The sequence below is a fragment of the Serinicoccus shuyuelongi genome (genome assembly GCF_045032955.1).
GTDB lineage: Bacteria > Actinomycetota > Actinomycetes > Actinomycetales > Dermatophilaceae > Ornithinicoccus.
The window spans coordinates 1-18,316 of record NZ_JBJFZU010000003.1 but is presented as its reverse complement, the minus strand read 5'-3'; the positions used below and the strand labels follow the sequence as shown (position 1 = coordinate 18,316).

Sequence of the window (18,316 nt, the reverse complement as noted above, 5' to 3'; positions counted from 1 at the left end):
CGTACCCGGCGTCAGCCACGACCCGCCGCCTAGAGTCGTCCCCATGTCCCCCGACCCCGGCACACCGGACCCCTCCCGGACCGGCCGCGCCCGGCTGCGCCGCTCCGGGCGCCACCTGCTGCGCCTCGGTGCACTGCTCGCGGTGGTGTCCCTGGTCGTCACCCTGATCGCCGGCTGGGCCACCCGTTCGCTGCTGGACCACCTGCAGACCAACTCGGCAGAGCTGCTGGACGGCACCGCCACCATCACCCTGTCCGAGGGTGAGGAGCGCACGCTCTACGTCACCGGCGGGCTGGTGGCGCCCGGTGAGACCGTCCCCACCCCGGTCGACCAGATCAGCTGCACCATCACCGGGCCGGGGGGCGAGCTGCCCTTCGCCGACCTCGCCTCGCAGGACCGCCGGGTCGGGATCGACACCGCCCTCGCCCGGTTCCAGGTCGTCGGCGACTTCGCCGCCGAGCAGTCCGGCGAGCACCGGATCGACTGCGAGGGCCTCGGCGTCGTCGTCGCCCCCGAGGTGAGCCCGGTCTCCGCGCTCGCCCGTCTCGGCGGGCTGGCGCTGGGCACCATCGGCTCGTTCGCCGGCCTGTCCATGGTGCTCATCGGGGCGATCCTGGTGTTCTTCGTGCGCCGGGCAGGCGAGGAGGACGACGAGGTCCTGGACGACGCCGTGCCGCCCGAGGAGGGCGCCGACGAGTGGTGGGAGGAGGAGTCCACCTCCGGACCCGAGGGCAGCGACGACGAGTACGTCGAGCTGAGCCCGGAGGAGCTGGAGGCGATGTCGCCGGAGCAGATCGAGGAGCTGGTGCGCTCCGGGGCGCTGGTCTTCGACGACGACGACGAGAGCGGCGCCGACGGGACCGGCACCGCTGACGCGGCCGACACCGGCAGCCATACCGACACCGACGACCGGCGCGCTCGTCCTCCCGGGGACCGCGGCGACGCCGGTTAGGCTGGTCGCATGAGCTTCGGGAACCAGCAGCCGGTACGGCGCAGCGGACTGACCACGGCCGGCAAGTGGATGTTCATCATCGGGCTGGTGCTCTCGTTGATCACCGGAGCCGTCGTCGCGTGGGGCGCGTTCCAGGGGGCCAGCCTCTACAACGACGTCACCAACGACACCAGCACCTTCGAGAACGGTGAGGCCACCGTCGCCATGGAGGAGGGCGACTCCCGCTTCGTGGTCGACGAGGCCAGCGGCGGCGACGCGGCCAGCTGCACCGTCAGCACGCCTGACGGCACCCAGGAGCAGCTCTCCACGGACAGCCAGATGGGCGCCGAGAGCGGCACCGACGTGACCATCGTCGGCTCGTACGCCGCGACCACCTCCGGGGAGCACACCTTCGCCTGCGAGGGTGGCTCGCCGTCGCTCAGCCCCAACATCAGCAGCAGCGCCATCATCGGCATCGGGGTGGCCGCGCTCGGCGTGCTGGCCCTCATCCCGCTGGTGCTGCTGACCGTGATCGGTCTCATCATGTGGCTGGTCGGACGCGGCCGGGACCGGCGCGCGCAGCAGGCTCCGGTCGGGGGCGGCGGCTACCCGGGCCAGGGTGGCTACGGCGCCCACGCCTCCCCGGAGCAGGCCGGCTACCAGGGACAGGCATACCCGCAGCGGCACGACGCGGGCCCCAGCTACCCCGGTCCCGAGTCCCCCTACCAGCGCCCCGAAGACGACACGCGCCGCTGAGGCCGCGCACACGCAGAGCGCCGTCACCACGCCGAGGAGAACACCATCGTGACCCGCGCCACCGGACGACCCCGATCGGCGATGCTGGCCGCAGGCCTGGCGACGACGCTCGTGCTGGCCGCCGGCTGCACGCCGGAGGGCGACACCGGGACCGAGGACCAGGCCACGCACACCCGTGACGACGGGACCACCGCGGCCCCGCCCAGCGACCCCGAGGCACTGACCTCGCTGGTCGCCTCCGCAGCCACGGAGCCCGTCGTGCTGGACGCGCCGGAAGCGGCCGGGCTGTCGGCGCAGGCCTCCGGACAGTTCTTCGACCGGGCACCGGTCGTGGTGCTGGCCGGCGAGCAGGACCAGCTGCGGGCTGCCTCCGCCGCGCTCTCGCTCGGCGTGCCGGTGCTGGTCGACGGCCCCGAGGTCGCGGATGAGCTGGAACGGCTGGGGACGGAGGTGGCCCTGGTGGTCGGGGACGTCACGGACCCCGGGGTGGACGTCGTCGTCGCGCAGGACGAGGACCGGCTGCGCGAGCTGGCCGGCCTGCAGGGGGACCCGGTCGCGGTGAGCGAGGACGAGCAGGTGGCGGCGCTGGCCGAGGCCGAACCGGGCGAGCTGCTGTCGGGTGACGGGGCCACCGAGATTGCCACCGAGGGCGACGCAGCCTCGAGCACCGCCGACACCGCCGGCAGCACGGCTGCCGCCGGCGAGCCCCTGGAGTCCGACCTGGACGAGCTGCCGCTCACCGAGCCGCCGGAGCAGGTGCCCGGCGTGACCGTCCTGGCCACCGGCGACGCCGCCGAGACCGCCGCGGTGGCCACCGCCCGCGCCGCCGGGGCCCGGGTGGTCGTCTCCCCCGAGCCGGACCCGCGGGCGAGCACCGAGAGCGTGCAGGCGCTGGCCGACGGCGAACCCGGGGCCGTGGTGGCCCTCGGCGACGGCACCGATGCCGAGACGCTCGGCTGGCAGGCGCGGGCCGCCGCCTCCGGGGTCGAGCTGCCCGGTGGTGGTCAGCTGACCCTGCCCGGCAAGACCTACGTCGCGCTGTACGGCACCCCCTCGACGCCGTCGCTCGGGGTGCTCGGCGAGCAGGCCCCCGAGGAGACGATCGCCAGGGCGCAGGAGCACGCCGCCTGGTTCGAGTCGCTCACCGACCAGCCGGTCGTGCCGACGCTGGAGATCATCGCGACCGTCGCCAGCGCGGACGCCGGGGCGGACGGGAACTACTCCAACGAGCTGCCGGTCGAGGAGCTCGAGCCGCTCGTCGACCTGGCTGGGGAGCACGGCATCTACGTGGTGCTGGACCTGCAGCCCGGGCGGACCGACTTCCTCACCCAGGCGAAGCTGTACGAGGACCTGCTGCGCCGGCCCCACGTCGGGCTGGCGCTCGACCCGGAGTGGCGGCTGGGACCGGACGAGCGACACCTCGTGCAGATCGGCAGCGTCGGCATCGACGAGGTCAACGAGGTCGTCACCTGGCTGGCGGATCTCACCCGTGACGAAGGGCTGCCGCAGAAGATGCTGGTGCTGCACCAGTTCCGGATCTCGATGATCGGCGACACCGACCAGGTCGACCGCTCCCGCAGCGAGCTCGCTGTCGTCCTGCACGTGGACGGGCAGGGTGGGCAGCTCGACAAGCAGGCGACCTGGTCGGCGCTGCACCAGAACGCACCGTCGATCGACTACTGGGGCTGGAAGAACTTCTACGACGAGGACGTACCGGCCCCGTTGACCCCGGAGGAGACGATGTCGCAGGTCGACCCGGTGCCGGACTTCATCACCTACCAGTAGGCGATCACCTACCCGTCGTCGACCGGGTCGCCCCGACCCTGTCCACCTCGTCGACCCGCGGGGGCGACCCGGCGTTGTCCACCAACGTGCCGCGGCGGGAGTCGAGGGCCTGGACCGCCAGGAAGGTGAGCACGCTCACCGGGAAGCCCACCAGCACCGGGTGCACGCCGGTCGCGCCACCGAACAGGGCCCACAGCACGGCCACCCCCAGCCCCGACCACATGGCGGCGATGCCGGCGCGGGCGGAGACCCGCGGCAGGTAGAGCGCCATCAGGGCCGGGAAGAGCAACCCGGAGACGAGCATCGCGGTGCCGGTGACCCACAGCTCCACCAGCCGGGGCACCGCGAGCGCCAGGGCGAGCGCGATCGCCGAGGTGATGACCACCGCGGCCCTGCTCCACCGCAGCAGCGTCCGCTGACCGGTGTCCGGGGAGAGCCGCGGCCGGATCACGTCGTTGACGATGGAGGACGCCCCGCACATGAAGAACGAGTCGGCGCAGGAGATCACGGTCGCCATCAGCGCGACGATGAGGACGACGACCACCGGGAACGGCACCAGCTCGTTGATAACCTCGTAGTAGATGAGCGCGGGGTCCGCGGACTCGATGCCCAGACCGAACCGGGCCCAGACGCCGATCCAGACCACCATGACGATGGTCACCGTCATCAGCACGATCGAGATCCAGTAGCCGGTCATCACCGTCCGCAGGTCCCTGGCCGCCCAGGCCCGCTGCCACAGGTCCTGGCGGATGAGCTGGTACGCGCCGACCGTGAGGGCATACACCAGCACCTCACCGGCGCCGATCCCGAAGAGGCTGACCATCTGCCCCTCCCCCGCGGCACGGGCGTTCTCGGAGACGGTCGACATGTCGCCGACCACGACCAGGACGAGCACGAAGAGGCCGAAGATGGCCACCGTCTGCAGGGTGCCGTGCACCGCGTCCTGCCATATGACGGCCTTGAGCCCGCCGAAGACGGTCTTCAGGGTCAGCACCAGGCAGGAGATGAGGATGCCCTGGGTCAGCGGGATCCCCGCGATGAGGTCGAGCACCAGCGCGATGGAGACGAACTGCATACCGGTGACCGCGCAGTATGCCGTCAGCACCGAGAGCGTGGTCGGGATCCGGGCGCCCGGGCCGAAGCGGTGCGCGGTGAAGTCACCGATGGTGACGTAGCGGTGCTCCTCGCCGAGCTCGCGGATCCGGCGGATCACGAAGAGCGCCATGATGACGCTGACGACGAGGATCATGATGTTGAACCACTGCTGCCCCATGCCGAGCACGTAGCCGTTCGTCATGATGCCGAGCAGCAGCGAGCCACCGATCGCCGTGCCCACGTAGGTGAGGATCAGCGGGAACAGCGAGACGTTGCGGGAGGCGACGTTGAAGTCGTCGTAGGTGCGGATCTGGCGGACGCCGATCCACACCGAGACCCCCAGCAGGAAGAGGAAGTAGAGCACCGTGGTGACGGCGAGGACGGTCTGCTGACCTTCGGTGAACATTCCACCACCTTGGCGCACTTCGGTGTCGGCCGCGTTTCGGCGACGTCAGGGCTTTCCCTGCTGGTGTGCCGGGGGCCTCCCCTCAGGCGTGACCGCCCGAGGCCCCGGCTCCCGGCTGGACGGACCACGACGGGGGCTCGTCGACGCCGGACTCCTCGTCCCGTTCGGCGTCCGCAGCACTCTGCTGCACCACTCCCTGGGCGTGGTGCACCGGGGCGTAGACGGCATACAGGCGCATCGGCTCGTCACCGGTGTTGATGACGTCGTGCCAGGTGCCGGCGGGGACCTGGATGGACCAGCCGTCGGACACGTCCTGGGTGAAGGTGAGGTCGTCCTGCGCCGGGCCCATGACGCAGCGGCCCCGGCCGGAGTCGAGCCGCAGGAACTGGTCGGTCTCGGGGTGCGTCTCGAGCCCGATGGACTCCCCCGGCGGGATCGACATGAGGGTGACCTGCAGGTACTTCCCGGTCCAAGCGACGGTCCGGTAGGTGTCGTTGCCGCGGGTCTCGGTCTCGATGTCGAAGGCGTGCGGCTGGGGGCCGTTGTCGGTGACCATGGTCGTCCTCTCGGTGCGGTGGCTCTGGTGTCCCAACCTACGACCTCGCACCGACACCGTGTGGTGCGGCGTCCGCGGCGTCCGGGTGACGGCTGGGCGTGCGGCCTGATGCGCGTTGCCGCACAGTGGGGTCCATGGAACAGGTCAGGTTCGGGTACACGCTGATGACGGAGCAGGCCGGCCCCAAGGAGCTGGTGCGGTATGCCGTCGCCGCCGAGGAGCGCGGCTTCGACTTCGAGGTCTCCAGCGACCACTACTTCCCGTGGCTCTCGGCGCAGGGTCACGCCCCGCACGCGTGGACGGTGCTCGGCGCGGTGGCGCAGGCGACCGAGCGGGTGGAGCTGATGACCTACGTCACCTGTCCGACGATGCGCTACCACCCGGCGATCGTGGCCCAGAAGGCGGCGACCCTGCAGATCCTCGCGGACGGCCGCTTCACCCTCGGGCTGGGCAGCGGTGAGAACCTCAACGAGCACGTCATCGGGGCAGGGTGGCCCACCGTCGACACCCGGCAGCGGATGCTGGCCGAGGCCATCGAGGTCATCCGGCAGCTGCACACCGGGGAGCTCGTCGAGTTCCACGGCGACTTCTTCGACGTGGCCTCCGGGCGGGTCTGGGACCTGCCCGAGCGGCCGGTGGAGATCGCGGTCGCGGTGAGCGGGGAGAAGTCGGTCGCCACCTTCGCCCCGATCAGTGACCACCTCATCGCCGTGGCGCCCTCCGCCGAGCTCGTGTCCGGGTGGAACGACGCCCGCGGGTCGTCGACCATCGGGTCCTCGGCGCGCGCGATCGGCCAGATCCCGATCTGCTGGGACCCGGACGAGCAGGCGGCGGTCGAGCGGGCGCACGACCAGTTCCGCTGGTTCGCCGGCGGGTGGGTGGTGAACGCCGACCTGCCGACGACGGCCTCCTTCGCCGGGGCCACCCAGTTCGTCCGCCCCGAGGACGTTGCCGCGCAGATCCCCTGCGGCCCCGACCTGGACAAGATCGTCGAGGCGGTGAAGCCCTACTGGGAGGCGGGCTTCACCGACATCGCGATGGTGCAGATCGGCGGTGAGCACCAGGACGCGTTCCTGGAGCAGGTCGCCGAGCCGCTGCTGGCGAAGCTGCGCCGCGCGGCCGGCTGACGGCATACCGAGACGCCCGGTCCGGCAATCCGAGACGCCCGGTCGGGCAAGTCGGGACGTCCGGTCCGGCAATCCGGGACGCCCGGTCGGGTCAGGACTGGGAGGAGAAGGCGGCGTCGAAGGAGGTCGTCGACGGCGGGAAGTCCAGGCCCTTGAGGAAGTCCAGCGCCTCCTTGGCCCCGTGCAGCCGGTCCATCCCGGCGTCCTCCCACTCCACCGAGATCGGCCCGGCGTAGCCGGCCCCGGCCAGCGCCCGGAAGCAGTCCTCCCAGGGCACGTCGCCCCGGCCGGTGGACACGAAGTCCCACCCACGACGCTGGTCGCCCCACGGCAGGTGCGAGCCGAGGCGGCCGTTGCGGCCGTTGCCGACCCGCATCCGGGTGTCCTTGCAGTCCACGTGGTAGATCCGGTCCGCGAAGTCGGTGATGAAGCCGACCGGGTCGATGTCCTGCCACATCATGTGGCTGGGGTCCCAGTTCAGCCCGAAGGCCTCCCGGTGCCCGAGCGCCTCCAGGGCGCGGTGCGTGGACCAGAAGTCGTAGGCGATCTCGGAGGGGTGCACCTCGTGCGCGAACCGCACGCCGCACTCGTCGAAGACGTCCAGGATCGGGTTCCACCGGTCGGCGAAGTCCTGGTAGCCGGCCTCGATCCGCTCGGCGGGGACCGGCGGGAACATCGCGACGTACTGCCAGATCGAGGATCCGGTGAACCCGACGACGGTGTCCACCCCCATCCGCCGGGCCAGCCGGGCGGTCAGCGTCAGCTCCTCAGCGGCCCGCTGCCGCACCCCCTCGGGGTCGCCGTCGCCCCACACCCTCGAGCCGACGATCGAGCGGTGCCGCTCGTCGATCGGGTCGTCGCACACCGCCTGCCCGGTGAGGTGGTTGGAGATCGCCCACACCCCCAGCCCGTGCCGGCGCAGGATCTCCAGCCGTCCCTCGACGTACTCCTCGTCGTCCCAGCGCCAGGCGTCCAGGTGCTCACCGGACACGGCGATCTCCAGGCCGTCGTAGCCCCAGCCGGCCGCCAGCGAGGCGACCTCCTCCAGGGTGAGGTCGGCCCACTGGCCGGTGAAGAGGGTGAACGTGCGTGCCATGGCGTCTCCTTCGTGCGGGTGCTGCGGGTGGTCCTGCTCAGGCGGGGGTATGCACCGGGGCCGCCGGCTGCGCGCTCGGCACCTCGACCCGCGCTCCCCCGGCCTGGTGGCTGGTCTCGATCGCGGCGAGCACCTGCTGCACGGCGAGACCGTCCTCGAAGCCGGGGTGGATGGGGGTGCCGTCGGCGACCGCGCGCAAGAGGTCGGCGGCCTGGGAGGTGAACGTGTGGTCCCAGCCGAGGGTGTGCCCGGTGGGCCACCAGGCGTCGAGGTACGGGTGCTCGGGCTCGGTCACCAGGATCGTGCTGGCCCCCTGGCCGTCGACCAGCACCAGCTCGTTGAGCCGCTCCAGGTCGAAGCGCAGCGAGCCCCGGGTGCCGAAGACCTCGATCTGCAGCGAGTTCTTCCGCCCGGTGGCCATCCGGCTCACCTCGAGGCTGGCGACCACCCCGGAGTCGGTCTCCAGGGTCGCCCATGCGGCGTCGTCGACGGTGACCTGCTCGAGGGTGCCGTCGGGTCCGGGTCGCTGCGGGACGAAGGTGCGCAGCTGACCGCGGACGGCCTGGACGCCCTGGCCGAGCAGGAAGCGCAGCTGGTCGACGGCGTGCGAGCCGAGGTCGCCGAGCACCCCGGAGCCGGCGGTCTCGCGGCGCAGCCGCCACGACATCCCGGCATCCTCGTCGGCGAGCCAGTCCTGCAGGTAGGCGATCCGGACCTGGCGCACCTGGCCGACCCGGCCCTGGGCGATCAGGTCGCGGGCCAGCGCCAGCGCGGGCACCCGGCGGTAGTTGAAGCCGAGCATCGAGCGGCCGGCACCGGGTGCCTGGGCGGCGGCGACCAGCGCCTCGCAGTCGGCGACCGTGTTGGCCAGCGGCTTCTCGACGAGCACGTGCTTGCCGGCGGCCAGTGCCGCCAGCGCCACCTCGGCGTGCAGGTGGCCGGGGGTGCAGACGTCGACGACGTCGATGTCGTCCCGGGTGAGGACCTCGCGCCAGTCGGTGGCGGTGTCGGCCCAGCCGAGGGTGTCGGCGGCCCGGGTGAGGGCGGTCTGGTCGCGACCGACGAGCGTCTGCATCCGCACCCGCGGGGCGTCGGGGTAGAAGGCGCCGACGTTGCGCCAGGCGTTGGAGTGCGCCCGGCCCATGAAGGAGTAGCCGATGACGGCGACCCCCAGGGCGTCCCGGTCAGTCATGGGTGGGTCCTTCGGTAGCGGTCAGCGAGCGGAGGAAGGCCAGGCCGTCGGCGGCCAGGGCGTCCTGGGTCGGGGCGAGCGGGCGCCAGATGGAGGCGGCAGTGGCGATGGTGTCGTTGTCAGCGGTGAACGACTCGATCACCAGCGGACCGGCATACCCGACCTCGGTGAGCGCGGCGAGCACCGCCGGCCAGTCGGTCTGGTCGCCGCCGGGGGCGCCGCGGTCGTTGCCGCAGACCTGGACGTGCACCAGGTGCTCCCCGGCGAGCCGGATCGCCTCGCTGCTGGAGCGCTCCTCGATGTTCAGGTGGTAGGTGTCCAGCGCCAGGCCGACGTGCGCGGCGAGCGGGCCGTCGAGCAGCGGCCCCAGCGCGGTCAGCGCCTGCTGGGTGGTGTTGATCAGCGACGTCTCGTAGCGGTTCAGCGGCTCGATCCCGATCCGGACCCCGGCGTCGGCGGCGTGCTCGACGACCGGCTCCAGGGCGTCCCGCCAGCGCGCGTAGGTCTGCTCACGCTGCACCGGCGTCATCCGCCAGGTGCGGCCGGTGGCCGCGGAGAAGGGCCCGCACACGGCGGTGGCACCGATCCCGTGCGCCAGGTCGACGCACGCGCGCAGGTAGTCCTGGGTGGCGCGGACGGTCGCGGCAGTGGGCGGCTCGTCGTCGGGACCGACCAGGTCCCGGCCCGGGCCCATGGCGCCGACGACGCAGGCCTGCAGGCCGGTGTCGTCCAGCGCCGCCCGCGTCGCGGCGACGGTGAGGTCGCCGGGCTGCTCCAGGGGCAGCTCGACGACGTCGAACCCCGTCGCCGCGACGTGGGCGAGCAGCTCCCGGGCCTGGACGTCGCACAGCGGCGACGTCCAGACCCAGGTGTTGATCCCGATCAGTGTCACGGGATGACGCGGTCCTGCCACACCTGCGGGTAGCCGGGAAGGTCCTCGCCACCGAACTTGACGTAGTGCCCGTCGGGCATGCCGTCGTTCTCGGTGAGGAACTGCTCACGCTCGTCCTCGAGGATCGGGGTCTGCGGCAGCACCCACTCGGTGGGAACCTCCTCGCCGGCGAAGATCATCTCCAGCGCCAGCAGCGGGGTCCGCCACTGGAAGTTGGAGTAGACCGGGGCCATCCCGGTGAGGCCGGTCTCCTCCCACTTGCGCAGGAAGCTCATCTCGTCCTCGCCGGTCATCACCGGGTAGTCGGCGCCGGCGTCCTCGAAGGCCTCGATCGCGGCGACCGCACCGTCCCCGGCGTCCATCCAGATGCCCTGGACGTCGCCGGTGGCGAGCTCGTCGGAGACGATCTTCTTGATCTCGGTCGGGTCGGCGCCGGTGAAGTAGTCGGTCGCCTCGATGCCGTTCTCGTCGAAGATCTGCTCGGCCGCTGCCCACCGGTGCTCCAGCACGTCGACGCCGGGCAGGATGCGCAGCGCGACGACCTTGTCACCCTCCTCCAGGTTCTCGGAGAGGAACTCGGCGGTGTCGATGCCCCAGGCATACCCGCCGATCGGGTGGATGAAGGTGGTGGCGCAGTCGGTCTCGACGCCACGGTCGAAGACGACGACCGGCAGACCGGTGTCGCAGGCGCGCTCCACGGCTGGGGTGATCGCCGCCGTCGAGTTCGGGGAGATCACGAAGGCGTCGCACCCGCCCTCGGCGATGAAGTAGTCGATGTCGGCGATCTGGGTGTTGTCGTCGTCCTGCGCGTCACGGGTCTCCATCTCGGAGATCACGCCGGACTCCTGGAGCGCCCCGAGCTGCTCGTTCATGGTGATCCAGCCGGTCTGCCGCCAGGGGTTGCTGATGCTGGCGTTGGAGAAGCAGACCTTCTTGGCGCCCTCGGAGGCGAACTCGGAGGTGTCGGTCATGTCGCCGTCGATGTACTGCAGGTGCGGCGCCGCGGGGTCACCCTCGAAGGTGGCCGAGCGCTGCTCGAACTGCTCGTCGTAGTCGGCCTGCTGGAACCACTCCTCGGAGCCGGCCTCCTCGTCGGCGTCGCCCTCGGTCTCAGCATCGGCATCGGCATCGGCATCGCCCTCGGCCGCCGGGTCCTCGGCGGACTCGGCTGCGCCCGGGTCGTCGAGGGACTCGTCGGTCGAGCACGCCGCCAGCATGGCGAGCGCTGTCATGGCGGCGAGAGTGCCGCCCATCATCTTCCTGCGCATCAGTGATCTCCTGTGGTGGTGCCCGGTGCGGGCGGGGTGGGGTCGGTGGAGGAATCGGGGGTGGCGCCGGCGTTGCGGCGGCGACCGGCCTGCCAGGCGCGGGCGCCGGCCGCGACGGCGACGATGATGATGACGCCCTGCACGGTGGGTCGCCAGGTGGAGGCGACGCCGACGAAGTTCAGCAGGGTGAAAAGCAGCTCCAGGGCGAAGGCACCGGCCGCGGCGGAGAGCACCCAGCCGCGTCCGCCGCCGAGCACGACGCCACCGACGACGACGGCGGTGATGGCGGTGAACTCGTAGCCGCTGCCGACCGAGGGGTGGACGCCGGCATACCCGACCAGGATGATCCCGGCGACGGTCGCGGCGAGCGAGGAGAGGATGAAGGCCCGGGTGGTGAGCCACCAGGTCGCCGACCCGGAGAGCAGCACCGCCTGCGGGTTGTCGCCGACCGCGACCAGGGTGCGGCCGAAGGGGCGGCGCATCAGCCAGACGGCGGCGACCGCGAGCACGCCCAGGATGATGGCGGGGTAGGGGATGATCTCCAGGACCGGGACGTCGCGGATGCCGCCGCGCCCGATCTGGCGGAACGAGTCGACCGGGTTGCCGGTGGCCGCGCCGCCGGTGAGGTAGAGGACGAGCCCGGACAGGGCCAGCATGGTGCCGAGCGTCACGATGAAGCTGGGGACCTTGAGCAGCGTGGTGGCCAGCCCGTTGACCAGCCCGACGAGCACGCCCAGGGCCAGCATCAGCAGCATCCCGGGCAGGATCATGGCCTCGTCCTGGCCGATGACGTTGCCGGCGACGACGACCTGCATCGCGACCACCGAGCCCATCGACAGGTCGAACTCGCCGGAGACGATGACGAAGTACTGGCCCATCGCGGCGATCGCGATCGGGGCGGTGCGGCCGATGAAGCGGATCAGCGAGCCCGGCTCGCCGAAGTTCGGGTTGACCGCGATGACGCTGACGAGGAGCACCGCGACCAGGACGAAGACCGCTCCCCCGGGGGTGCGCAGCGCGCGCAGGGCGCGGGAGGCGGTGCTGCCCTCGTGGACCGGCAGGTGCGCCGTGCGGGGCTGGGTGGCGGCGGTCATCGGGCACCTGCCTGGGTCGCGGTGAGGGATCGGGGTTCGTCGGCGCCGTCCGGGGTATGCCGGAAGCGGGGCGGGCGGGCGTCGACACTGCGCCGGGCGTAGACCGCGACGGCGATGACGATGACCAGGCCGCGGACGACGTCCTTGAGGAAGGCGTTGAGCTCCATCACGCCCATCACGTTGTCCAGCACGGCGAAGATGGCGACCCCGCCGAGGGTGCCGAGGATGTTGCCCTTGCCGCCGGCCAGGATGGTGCCGCCCAGGACCACCGCGGCGATCGACATCAGGTCGTAGCCGCCCTGGCTGCCGATGGTGGGGCTACCGACGGAGAGCCGGGCCAGCAGCAGCAGGCCGGCCATCCCGGCCAGCACGGAGCAGAGCACGTGCGCCAGGATCAGCGGCGGCTGGGTGCGCACCCCGGAGAGGCGGGCGACGTCGCGGTTGCCGCCGACGGCATACAGGTGGTGGCCGACACGGGTGCGGCGCAGCAGCAGGATGACCAGCACCGCGCAGCCCAGCATGAGCAGCGTGGACACCGGGACCGGGCCGATGTTGGTGGCGCCGATGAGGCGGAAGTCGCGCGGTGCGGAGCCGGCGGAGCCCTGGTAGGTGGTGCCGAGATAGCCGGCCAGGATCAGCCCCATGCCGAGGGTGGCGATGAAGCCGTGCACGTGCAGGTAGGTGACCACCAGACCGTTGACCAGACCGATCAGCGCGGAGACGCCGAGCGCCAGCAGCACCGCCACGGCGATGTTGCCGCTCTGGCCGGCCATGGTGACGCCGGCGACCAGGCTGGAGAGGCTGACCACGTAGGGCACGGACAGGTCGAGGCTGCCGCCGAGGATGACCAGCGTCTGACCGATCGCGATGAAGCCCAGGATGCTGGTGCCGGTGAGGATCGCCGAGACGTTGCCGCCGGAGAAGAAGTTGCGTCCGGCGGAGGCGGTGAGGATCGCGCCGGCGACGATGACCAGGGCCAGCACGAGGAAGACGATGCCGGTGCTGGTGAGCCGGCGGGGGCGCAGGGCGTTCATGAGGCGGCTCCGGTGGCGAGGGCGAGGACGTCTTCCTCGGAGGATCCGGCGGGCAGCTCGCCGGCCAGGCGGCCGTCGCGCATGACCAGGATGCGGTCGGACATGCCGATCACCTCGGGCAGCTCGCTGGAGACCATGAGCACCCCGACCCCGTCCGCGGCCAGGCCGCGCATCAGCTCGTAGATGGCGTGCTTGGCGCCGACGTCGATGCCGCGGGTCGGCTCGTCCATGAGCATCACCCGGGGCTGGGTGGACAGCCAGCGGGCCAGCACCACCTTCTGCTGGTTGCCGCCGGAGAGGAACTGGACCTCCTGGTCCAGGGCCCGGGCGGAGACGGCCATCGAGGACAGCACGCCGGGCATGTCGGCGCGGGCGGCGCCGGTGCGGCCGGGGAAGACGGAGCGGACGACACCGAGCGCGTTGTCCAGGATGGACTGCTGCAGGGCCAGGCCCTTGGCCTTGCGGTCCTCGGTGATCAGCGCGAGGCCGCGGCGGATCGCCTGGCGCGGGGTGGTGGGGGCACCGGACGTGCCCTTCTCGCCGGAGACGGTGACGGTGCCCCGGGTGAGCGGGGTGACACCGAAGATCGACTCGACGAGCTCGGTGCGCCCCGAGCCCTGGAGCCCGGCCAGGCCGACGATCTCCCCGGCGCGCAGGGCGAGGTCGATGCCGTCGACATACCCGTTGCCGGCGCCGGAGAGGACCAGCAGGTCCTCCCCCGGCTCGGTGCCCTCGACGGGGTCGGGGAAGAAGGAGGACATGGGGCGACCGACCATCAGCCGCACCAGGGTGGCCTCGTCGAGCTCGGCGGTGGGGCTGGTGGTGACCTGTTGGCCGTCCTTGAGGACGGTGATGGTGTCGCAGAGGTCGAAGATCTCCTTGAGCCGGTGCGACACGTAGAGGATCGCGACGTCACGGGCGAGGAGGCGGCGGACGATGGCGTACAGCAGCTCGACCTCGTGGTCGGCGAGGGCGGCGGTGGGCTCGTCCATCGAGATGATGCGCGCGTCGTAGCTGACCGCCTTGGCGATCTCGACGATCTGCTGCTCGGCGACCGAGAGGGAGCGCGCGGTGCGGGTGGGCTCGAGTCCGGTGACACCCAGGCCGTCGAGGAGCTCTGCGGTGTCGCGCTGCATGGCGGCGGTGTTGACGAACGGACCCTTGCGGGGCTCGCGACCGAGGTAGATGTTCTCGGCGACGGTGCGGTCGGGCAGAAGGTTGAACTCCTGGAAGACGGTGGACAGGCCGGCCTGCTGCGCCTGGACCGGGTGGGTGAAGCGGCGCTGCTCGCCGGCCAGCTCAACGGTGCCCTCGTCGGCCTGGTGCACCCCGGCGAGGATCTTCATCAGGGTGGACTTGCCGGCGCCGTTCTCGCCGACGAGGCCGTGCACCTGGCCCGGGTGGAGCTCGATGCTCACATCGCTCAGCACGGTGTTGCCGAAGAACCGCTTGGTCAGGCCGGTCGCACGCAGCACGGGAGGGCCGGAGACCTCCGGGGTGGAGGTCGCAGCGCTTTGGGTGCCAGCAGCCGTGGCGACGGCGTCGTCGAACGTCACATCGGTGACTATGGCACGGCTCACACACTTTTGTCGAGAGCCTGGCAAAAGTTGATGCTTGATGGTGACGAAGTGGTCGTGGTTCACTTCCGAGGTGCGCACCAGCGATATCTTCGACCTGCTCCGGGACGGCCGACCCCGGACCCGGGCGCAGCTCGCGGACGAGACCGGGATGGCGCGTTCGACCATCGCCGCACGGGTGGACGTGCTCATGCGGCTGGGGCTGGTAGCGCCCAGCGGCGGCGCTCGGTCGACCGGTGGGCGACCGCCGTCGCTCTTCGCGCTGAACCCGGCGGCGCGGGTCGTGGTCGGCGTGGATGTCGGTGCGACACACGCGATCGCGGCGGTGACCGACCTGGGTGGGACCGTGCTGGGGGAACGTCAGGCCGCACTCGACATCGCCGACGGGCCCGAGGTGGTGCTCGGCTGGGTGGTGTCGGTGATCGGTGAGCTGCTGGCCGATGCGAAGCGCCCCGAGGCGGACCTGGTGGCGGTCGGGATCGGGCTGCCCGGCCCGGTCGAGCACTCGACCGGGCGGCCGATGAACCCGCCGATCATGCCCGGGTGGGACCGGTACGACGTGCCCGGCCATGTGCAGCGCACCTACCCGGTGCCGGTGCTGATCGACAACGACGTGAACATCATGGCCCTGGGTGAGCGGGGCGCCTACCTGCCGGATGTGGACGACCTGATCTTCATCAAGGTGGCCACCGGCATCGGCGCCGGCATCATCTCCGGGTCACGGCTGCAGCGCGGGGCCCAGGGCACCGCGGGCGACCTCGGTCACGTGCGGGTCGGGACCGGTGACGGGGTGGTATGCCGGTGCGGCAACGAGGGCTGCCTGGAGGCCGTGGCGGCGGGGCCGGCGCTGGTCAGTGCCCTGACGGCGAAGGGGCTGGCCGTGGCCTCGACCGGCGGCGTGGTCGAACTGGTGCGGGGCGGGGATGCCTCTGCCGTGCAGGAGGTGCGGCGTGCGGGACGCGACATCGGTGAGGTCGTCGCCACGCTGGTCAACGTGATGAACCCCTCCGTGGTGGTGATCGGCGGGCGGCTGGCGGACGCGGGTGAGCACCTGCTGGCGGGGATCCGGGAGATCGTCTATCAGCGGTCGCTGCCGTTGGCGACCGAACACCTGCAGATCGTGGCGTCCCGGGCGGGGGCCCAGGCGGGCGTGCTCGGGGCTGCGACCATGGCGGTCGAGCACGTGCTGTCACCGGAGGCGATCGAGGCGGCCAGCGCGGGGGTCGGGTAAGGCAGGGCCGGAGACATGCGCCTGCGCGAACTCCAGGTCCGGATCCGCCGTGGCCCGCCCTCAAGCGAGAACAAGGACGGGTCCAGGATGACTCTGCTCAAGGGCGACAACCTTCGCTCGAATCGGGTCGGCAGGTCCCTGAGGGTTGGACACGAGCCCGCCGTCAGCCAGGCGCCCAGTCGCTAGGTAACCGCCCTTCGCCGGTCGAGGGCCTCCACGACCTTGCAGATCGCTGTCTCGACAGGCTCGTGCTCCCAAATCCGCAGCACCTCCCACCCAGCCCTACGCAGAAGACCGTCAGTGTCGCGATCTCTTGACTCATTCGCAGCGAACTTGGCCTTCCACCACTCACTGTTGGCTCGAGGTCTCATGCCATGGTCGGGGCAGCCGTGCCAGAAGCATCCGTCGACGAAGACCGCGAGCCGGACTCTGGTGAACGCGATGTCGATAGAGCGGCGGCGATTGCCAGGGACTGGGTAGACGACACGAAAGCGCAGGCCACGCGCGTGGAGCGCCCGGCGAAGCAGAAGTTCGGGCACGGTGTCGCGCCGGCTGAGGCTCGACATCCTTCGCGAGACGCTGACCGAGGAGCCACCCGGGTGCGGTGGCACGGTGAAGCCGCTCACGAGATCACCGTAGTTGATCCGTCCAGATCAGGGCTGTCGGTAGTGGCTGCTGTACTGAACACATGTTCGAACAGCAGCCCCTTGCTCCCTTCCGGCCGGAGACCGTCAAGCGCGTCATGCCAGGTCCCTCGCCGGATCGCGATACGTTGTGGGACGTGAGCCCGAGCAACCGTGACGATGAGGTGGCCTTCACCTTCTCAGACCTCTTCGCAGGCATCGGCGGCTTCCACTCCGTGCTCTCGGACGCCGGTGGCCGGTGTGTCTTTGTCTCGGAGATCGACAGAGAAGCTCGCACGACCTACCTCCGCAACTGGCCCGCCTACGGTGAGGGCTACCACCTCAACGAAGACATCAACGAAGCCACACCTGAGACCGGCCAAGTGGCCCTGCCTGAGCATGACGTCCTGGCCGCCGGGTTTCCTTGCCAGCCGTTCTCCAAGTCCGGTCGCCAACGTGGGATGGACGAGGTGCGGGGCACCCTCTTCTGGAACATTGCTCGAGCACTGCAGGCACGGCGCCCATCGATCATCTTGCTGGAGAACGTCCGAAACCTGGCGGGCCCCCGCCATCAGCACGAATGGCGCATGATCATCCGCACGCTGCGCGAGTTGGGCTACCGGGTGAGCAGCACGCCGACGGTCTTCAGCCCCCACTTCTTGCCCCCGTCCCTCGGAGGCACGCCCCAGGTGCGCGATCGCGTGTTCATCCTGGGGACCTACGTGGGGCCGGAGCGAGCTTTGGCTGAGACCGATGCCCCCCCGACTGTCATCCGGGGGCCGGTCGATGGCTGGGACCCGATGTGGTGGAAGGTGGGCTGGATTCTCGACGCCGACAGCACCGTAGACGCAACCACCTACGGGCTCTCGCGGGACGAGACGAAGTGGATCGACACCTGGGACGACTTCGTCGTACGGCATCGAGTCGCCACGGGTGAGCGACTGCCCGGACATCCACTCTGGTTCGACGAATGGGGCAGCGAGGATCGGTACACACCTGGAGCACTGGCGGCGATGCCAGCCTGGAAGGTCGACTTCATCAACAAGAATCGAACCTTCTACCGCAAGCACCAGGACCTGATAGAAGAATGGATCCGTGACAGGCCGGAGATTCGGGGCTTCCCAGAGAGTCGGCGCAAGCTCGAGTGGCAAGCGCAGGACACCCCGCGCCTGTGGAACACCTTGATGCACCTCCGACCTTCGGGGATCCGCGCCAAGGCACCGACCTACCTACCGGCCCTCGTGGCGATCACCCAGACCTCGATCGTGGGGCCACGCCGTCGGCGGCTGACCCCGCACGAAGCCGCCCGCGCTCAGGGGCTCCCGCGTTCTTTCAGTTTCGCAGGGCAGCGGGATTCTGCCTCCTACAAGCAGGTCGGCAACGGGGTGGCTACGGGGGCGGCCTGGTATGTGTTGAGGCAGCACGTGCTACAAGACACCGCGAATGCTGCGGACATCCCGCCAGCGTTGCGCGAGGCGATCCTTGGCGCACCGGCCAGTCCGACCGGGGATGCCCTGTCCCCGGAGGCCCATCTCTTCGAGGCTACCTGGCGTCAAGCTCAGGGACAGTCCGCGAGCAGGCTCGCGTCCTGAGATGCCTGACCGCCTGGAGGTCAGGCCATCCTCACGCCCGCCGAACTTTCATTGAACATGA

General features: G+C 70.9%; 16 protein-coding genes. 6 read left to right on the top strand and 10 right to left on the bottom strand.

All coding sequences use genetic code 11. The features are described 5' to 3' along the window. The first annotated feature begins 43 nt into the window (after nucleotides 1–43). Genes ACI3EY_RS04590 through ACI3EY_RS04580 form a run of 3 tightly spaced genes read left to right on the top strand, consistent with a single transcriptional unit; the run spans nucleotide 44 to nucleotide 3,472 of the window. Nucleotides 44–952, top strand: a complete 909-nt coding sequence (locus ACI3EY_RS04590; RefSeq protein WP_405039564.1) for a hypothetical protein — start codon at nucleotides 44–46, stop codon at nucleotides 950–952. A gap of 9 nt (nucleotides 953–961) precedes the next feature. Further along, complete coding sequence (locus ACI3EY_RS04585; protein ID WP_405039563.1) at nucleotides 962–1,687, top strand: hypothetical protein; 726 nt, start codon at nucleotides 962–964, stop codon at nucleotides 1,685–1,687. A gap of 48 nt (nucleotides 1,688–1,735) precedes the next feature. Beyond that, on the top strand, nucleotides 1,736–3,472 hold the full coding sequence (locus ACI3EY_RS04580) for a hypothetical protein (RefSeq protein WP_405039562.1): 1,737 nt from the start codon (nucleotides 1,736–1,738) through the stop codon (nucleotides 3,470–3,472). 4 nt (nucleotides 3,473–3,476) lie between these two features. On the opposite strand, the gene ACI3EY_RS04575 is transcribed toward ACI3EY_RS04580, so the two are convergent. Beyond that, nucleotides 3,477–4,973 (bottom strand): sodium:solute symporter family protein, encoded by a 1,497-nt coding sequence (locus ACI3EY_RS04575; protein WP_405039561.1) that lies wholly within the window; start codon nucleotides 4,971–4,973, stop codon nucleotides 3,477–3,479. An 82-nt stretch (nucleotides 4,974–5,055) separates the two neighbouring features. After that, nucleotides 5,056–5,529: a cupin domain-containing protein gene (locus ACI3EY_RS04570; protein ID WP_405039560.1), complete on the bottom strand. Its 474-nt coding sequence runs from the start codon at nucleotides 5,527–5,529 to the stop codon at nucleotides 5,056–5,058. Between the two features lie 134 nt (nucleotides 5,530–5,663). On the opposite strand from ACI3EY_RS04570, the gene ACI3EY_RS04565 reads away from it, so the two are divergent. After that, nucleotides 5,664–6,656: an LLM class F420-dependent oxidoreductase gene (locus tag ACI3EY_RS04565; RefSeq protein ID WP_405039559.1), complete on the top strand. Its 993-nt coding sequence runs from the start codon at nucleotides 5,664–5,666 to the stop codon at nucleotides 6,654–6,656. A gap of 91 nt (nucleotides 6,657–6,747) precedes the next feature. Here the strand turns inward: ACI3EY_RS04565 and ACI3EY_RS04560 are convergent, their stop codons facing one another. Genes ACI3EY_RS04560 through ACI3EY_RS04530 form a run of 7 tightly spaced genes read right to left on the bottom strand, consistent with a single transcriptional unit; the run spans nucleotide 6,748 to nucleotide 14,788 of the window. Then, the gene (locus ACI3EY_RS04560) at nucleotides 6,748–7,752 is read right to left on the bottom strand and encodes a sugar phosphate isomerase/epimerase family protein (protein WP_405039558.1); all 1,005 of its coding nucleotides are present in this window, start codon (nucleotides 7,750–7,752) and stop codon (nucleotides 6,748–6,750) included. 37 nt (nucleotides 7,753–7,789) lie between these two features. Further along, complete coding sequence (locus tag ACI3EY_RS04555; RefSeq protein WP_405039557.1) at nucleotides 7,790–8,944, bottom strand: Gfo/Idh/MocA family protein; 1,155 nt, start codon at nucleotides 8,942–8,944, stop codon at nucleotides 7,790–7,792. Next, nucleotides 8,937–9,836: a sugar phosphate isomerase/epimerase family protein gene (locus ACI3EY_RS04550; RefSeq protein ID WP_405039556.1), complete on the bottom strand. Its 900-nt coding sequence runs from the start codon at nucleotides 9,834–9,836 to the stop codon at nucleotides 8,937–8,939. The genes ACI3EY_RS04555 and ACI3EY_RS04550 overlap by 8 nt, the downstream gene beginning before the upstream one ends. Beyond that, entirely contained in the window at nucleotides 9,833–11,068 is a 1,236-nt protein-coding gene (locus tag ACI3EY_RS04545; RefSeq protein ID WP_405039555.1) for a substrate-binding domain-containing protein, read from the bottom strand. The genes ACI3EY_RS04550 and ACI3EY_RS04545 overlap by 4 nt, the downstream gene beginning before the upstream one ends. 35 nt (nucleotides 11,069–11,103) lie before the next feature. Further along, nucleotides 11,104–12,198 (bottom strand): ABC transporter permease, encoded by a 1,095-nt coding sequence (locus ACI3EY_RS04540; protein WP_405039554.1) that lies wholly within the window; start codon nucleotides 12,196–12,198, stop codon nucleotides 11,104–11,106. Further along, nucleotides 12,195–13,232, bottom strand: a complete 1,038-nt coding sequence (locus ACI3EY_RS04535; protein ID WP_405037694.1) for an ABC transporter permease — start codon at nucleotides 13,230–13,232, stop codon at nucleotides 12,195–12,197. Before ACI3EY_RS04535 ends, ACI3EY_RS04540 begins: the two co-directional genes overlap by 4 nt. Next, nucleotides 13,229–14,788, bottom strand: a complete 1,560-nt coding sequence (locus ACI3EY_RS04530; RefSeq protein ID WP_405039553.1) for a sugar ABC transporter ATP-binding protein — start codon at nucleotides 14,786–14,788, stop codon at nucleotides 13,229–13,231. The genes ACI3EY_RS04535 and ACI3EY_RS04530 overlap by 4 nt, the downstream gene beginning before the upstream one ends. Before the next feature lie 94 nt (nucleotides 14,789–14,882). On the opposite strand from ACI3EY_RS04530, the gene ACI3EY_RS04525 reads away from it, so the two are divergent. Further along, on the top strand, nucleotides 14,883–16,040 hold the full coding sequence (locus ACI3EY_RS04525) for an ROK family transcriptional regulator (protein WP_405039552.1): 1,158 nt from the start codon (nucleotides 14,883–14,885) through the stop codon (nucleotides 16,038–16,040). Between the two features lie 182 nt (nucleotides 16,041–16,222). Here ACI3EY_RS04525 and ACI3EY_RS04520 read toward each other — a convergent pair whose 3' ends face one another. Further along, nucleotides 16,223–16,606, bottom strand: a complete 384-nt coding sequence (locus ACI3EY_RS04520; protein WP_405039806.1) for a very short patch repair endonuclease — start codon at nucleotides 16,604–16,606, stop codon at nucleotides 16,223–16,225. Nucleotides 16,607–16,728: 122 nt separating this feature from the next. Between ACI3EY_RS04520 and dcm the strand changes: the two genes are divergently transcribed. After that, nucleotides 16,729–18,255, top strand: a complete 1,527-nt coding sequence (gene dcm, locus ACI3EY_RS04515) for a DNA (cytosine-5-)-methyltransferase (RefSeq protein ID WP_405039551.1) — start codon at nucleotides 16,729–16,731, stop codon at nucleotides 18,253–18,255. The last annotated feature ends 61 nt before the right edge of the window (nucleotides 18,256–18,316 follow it).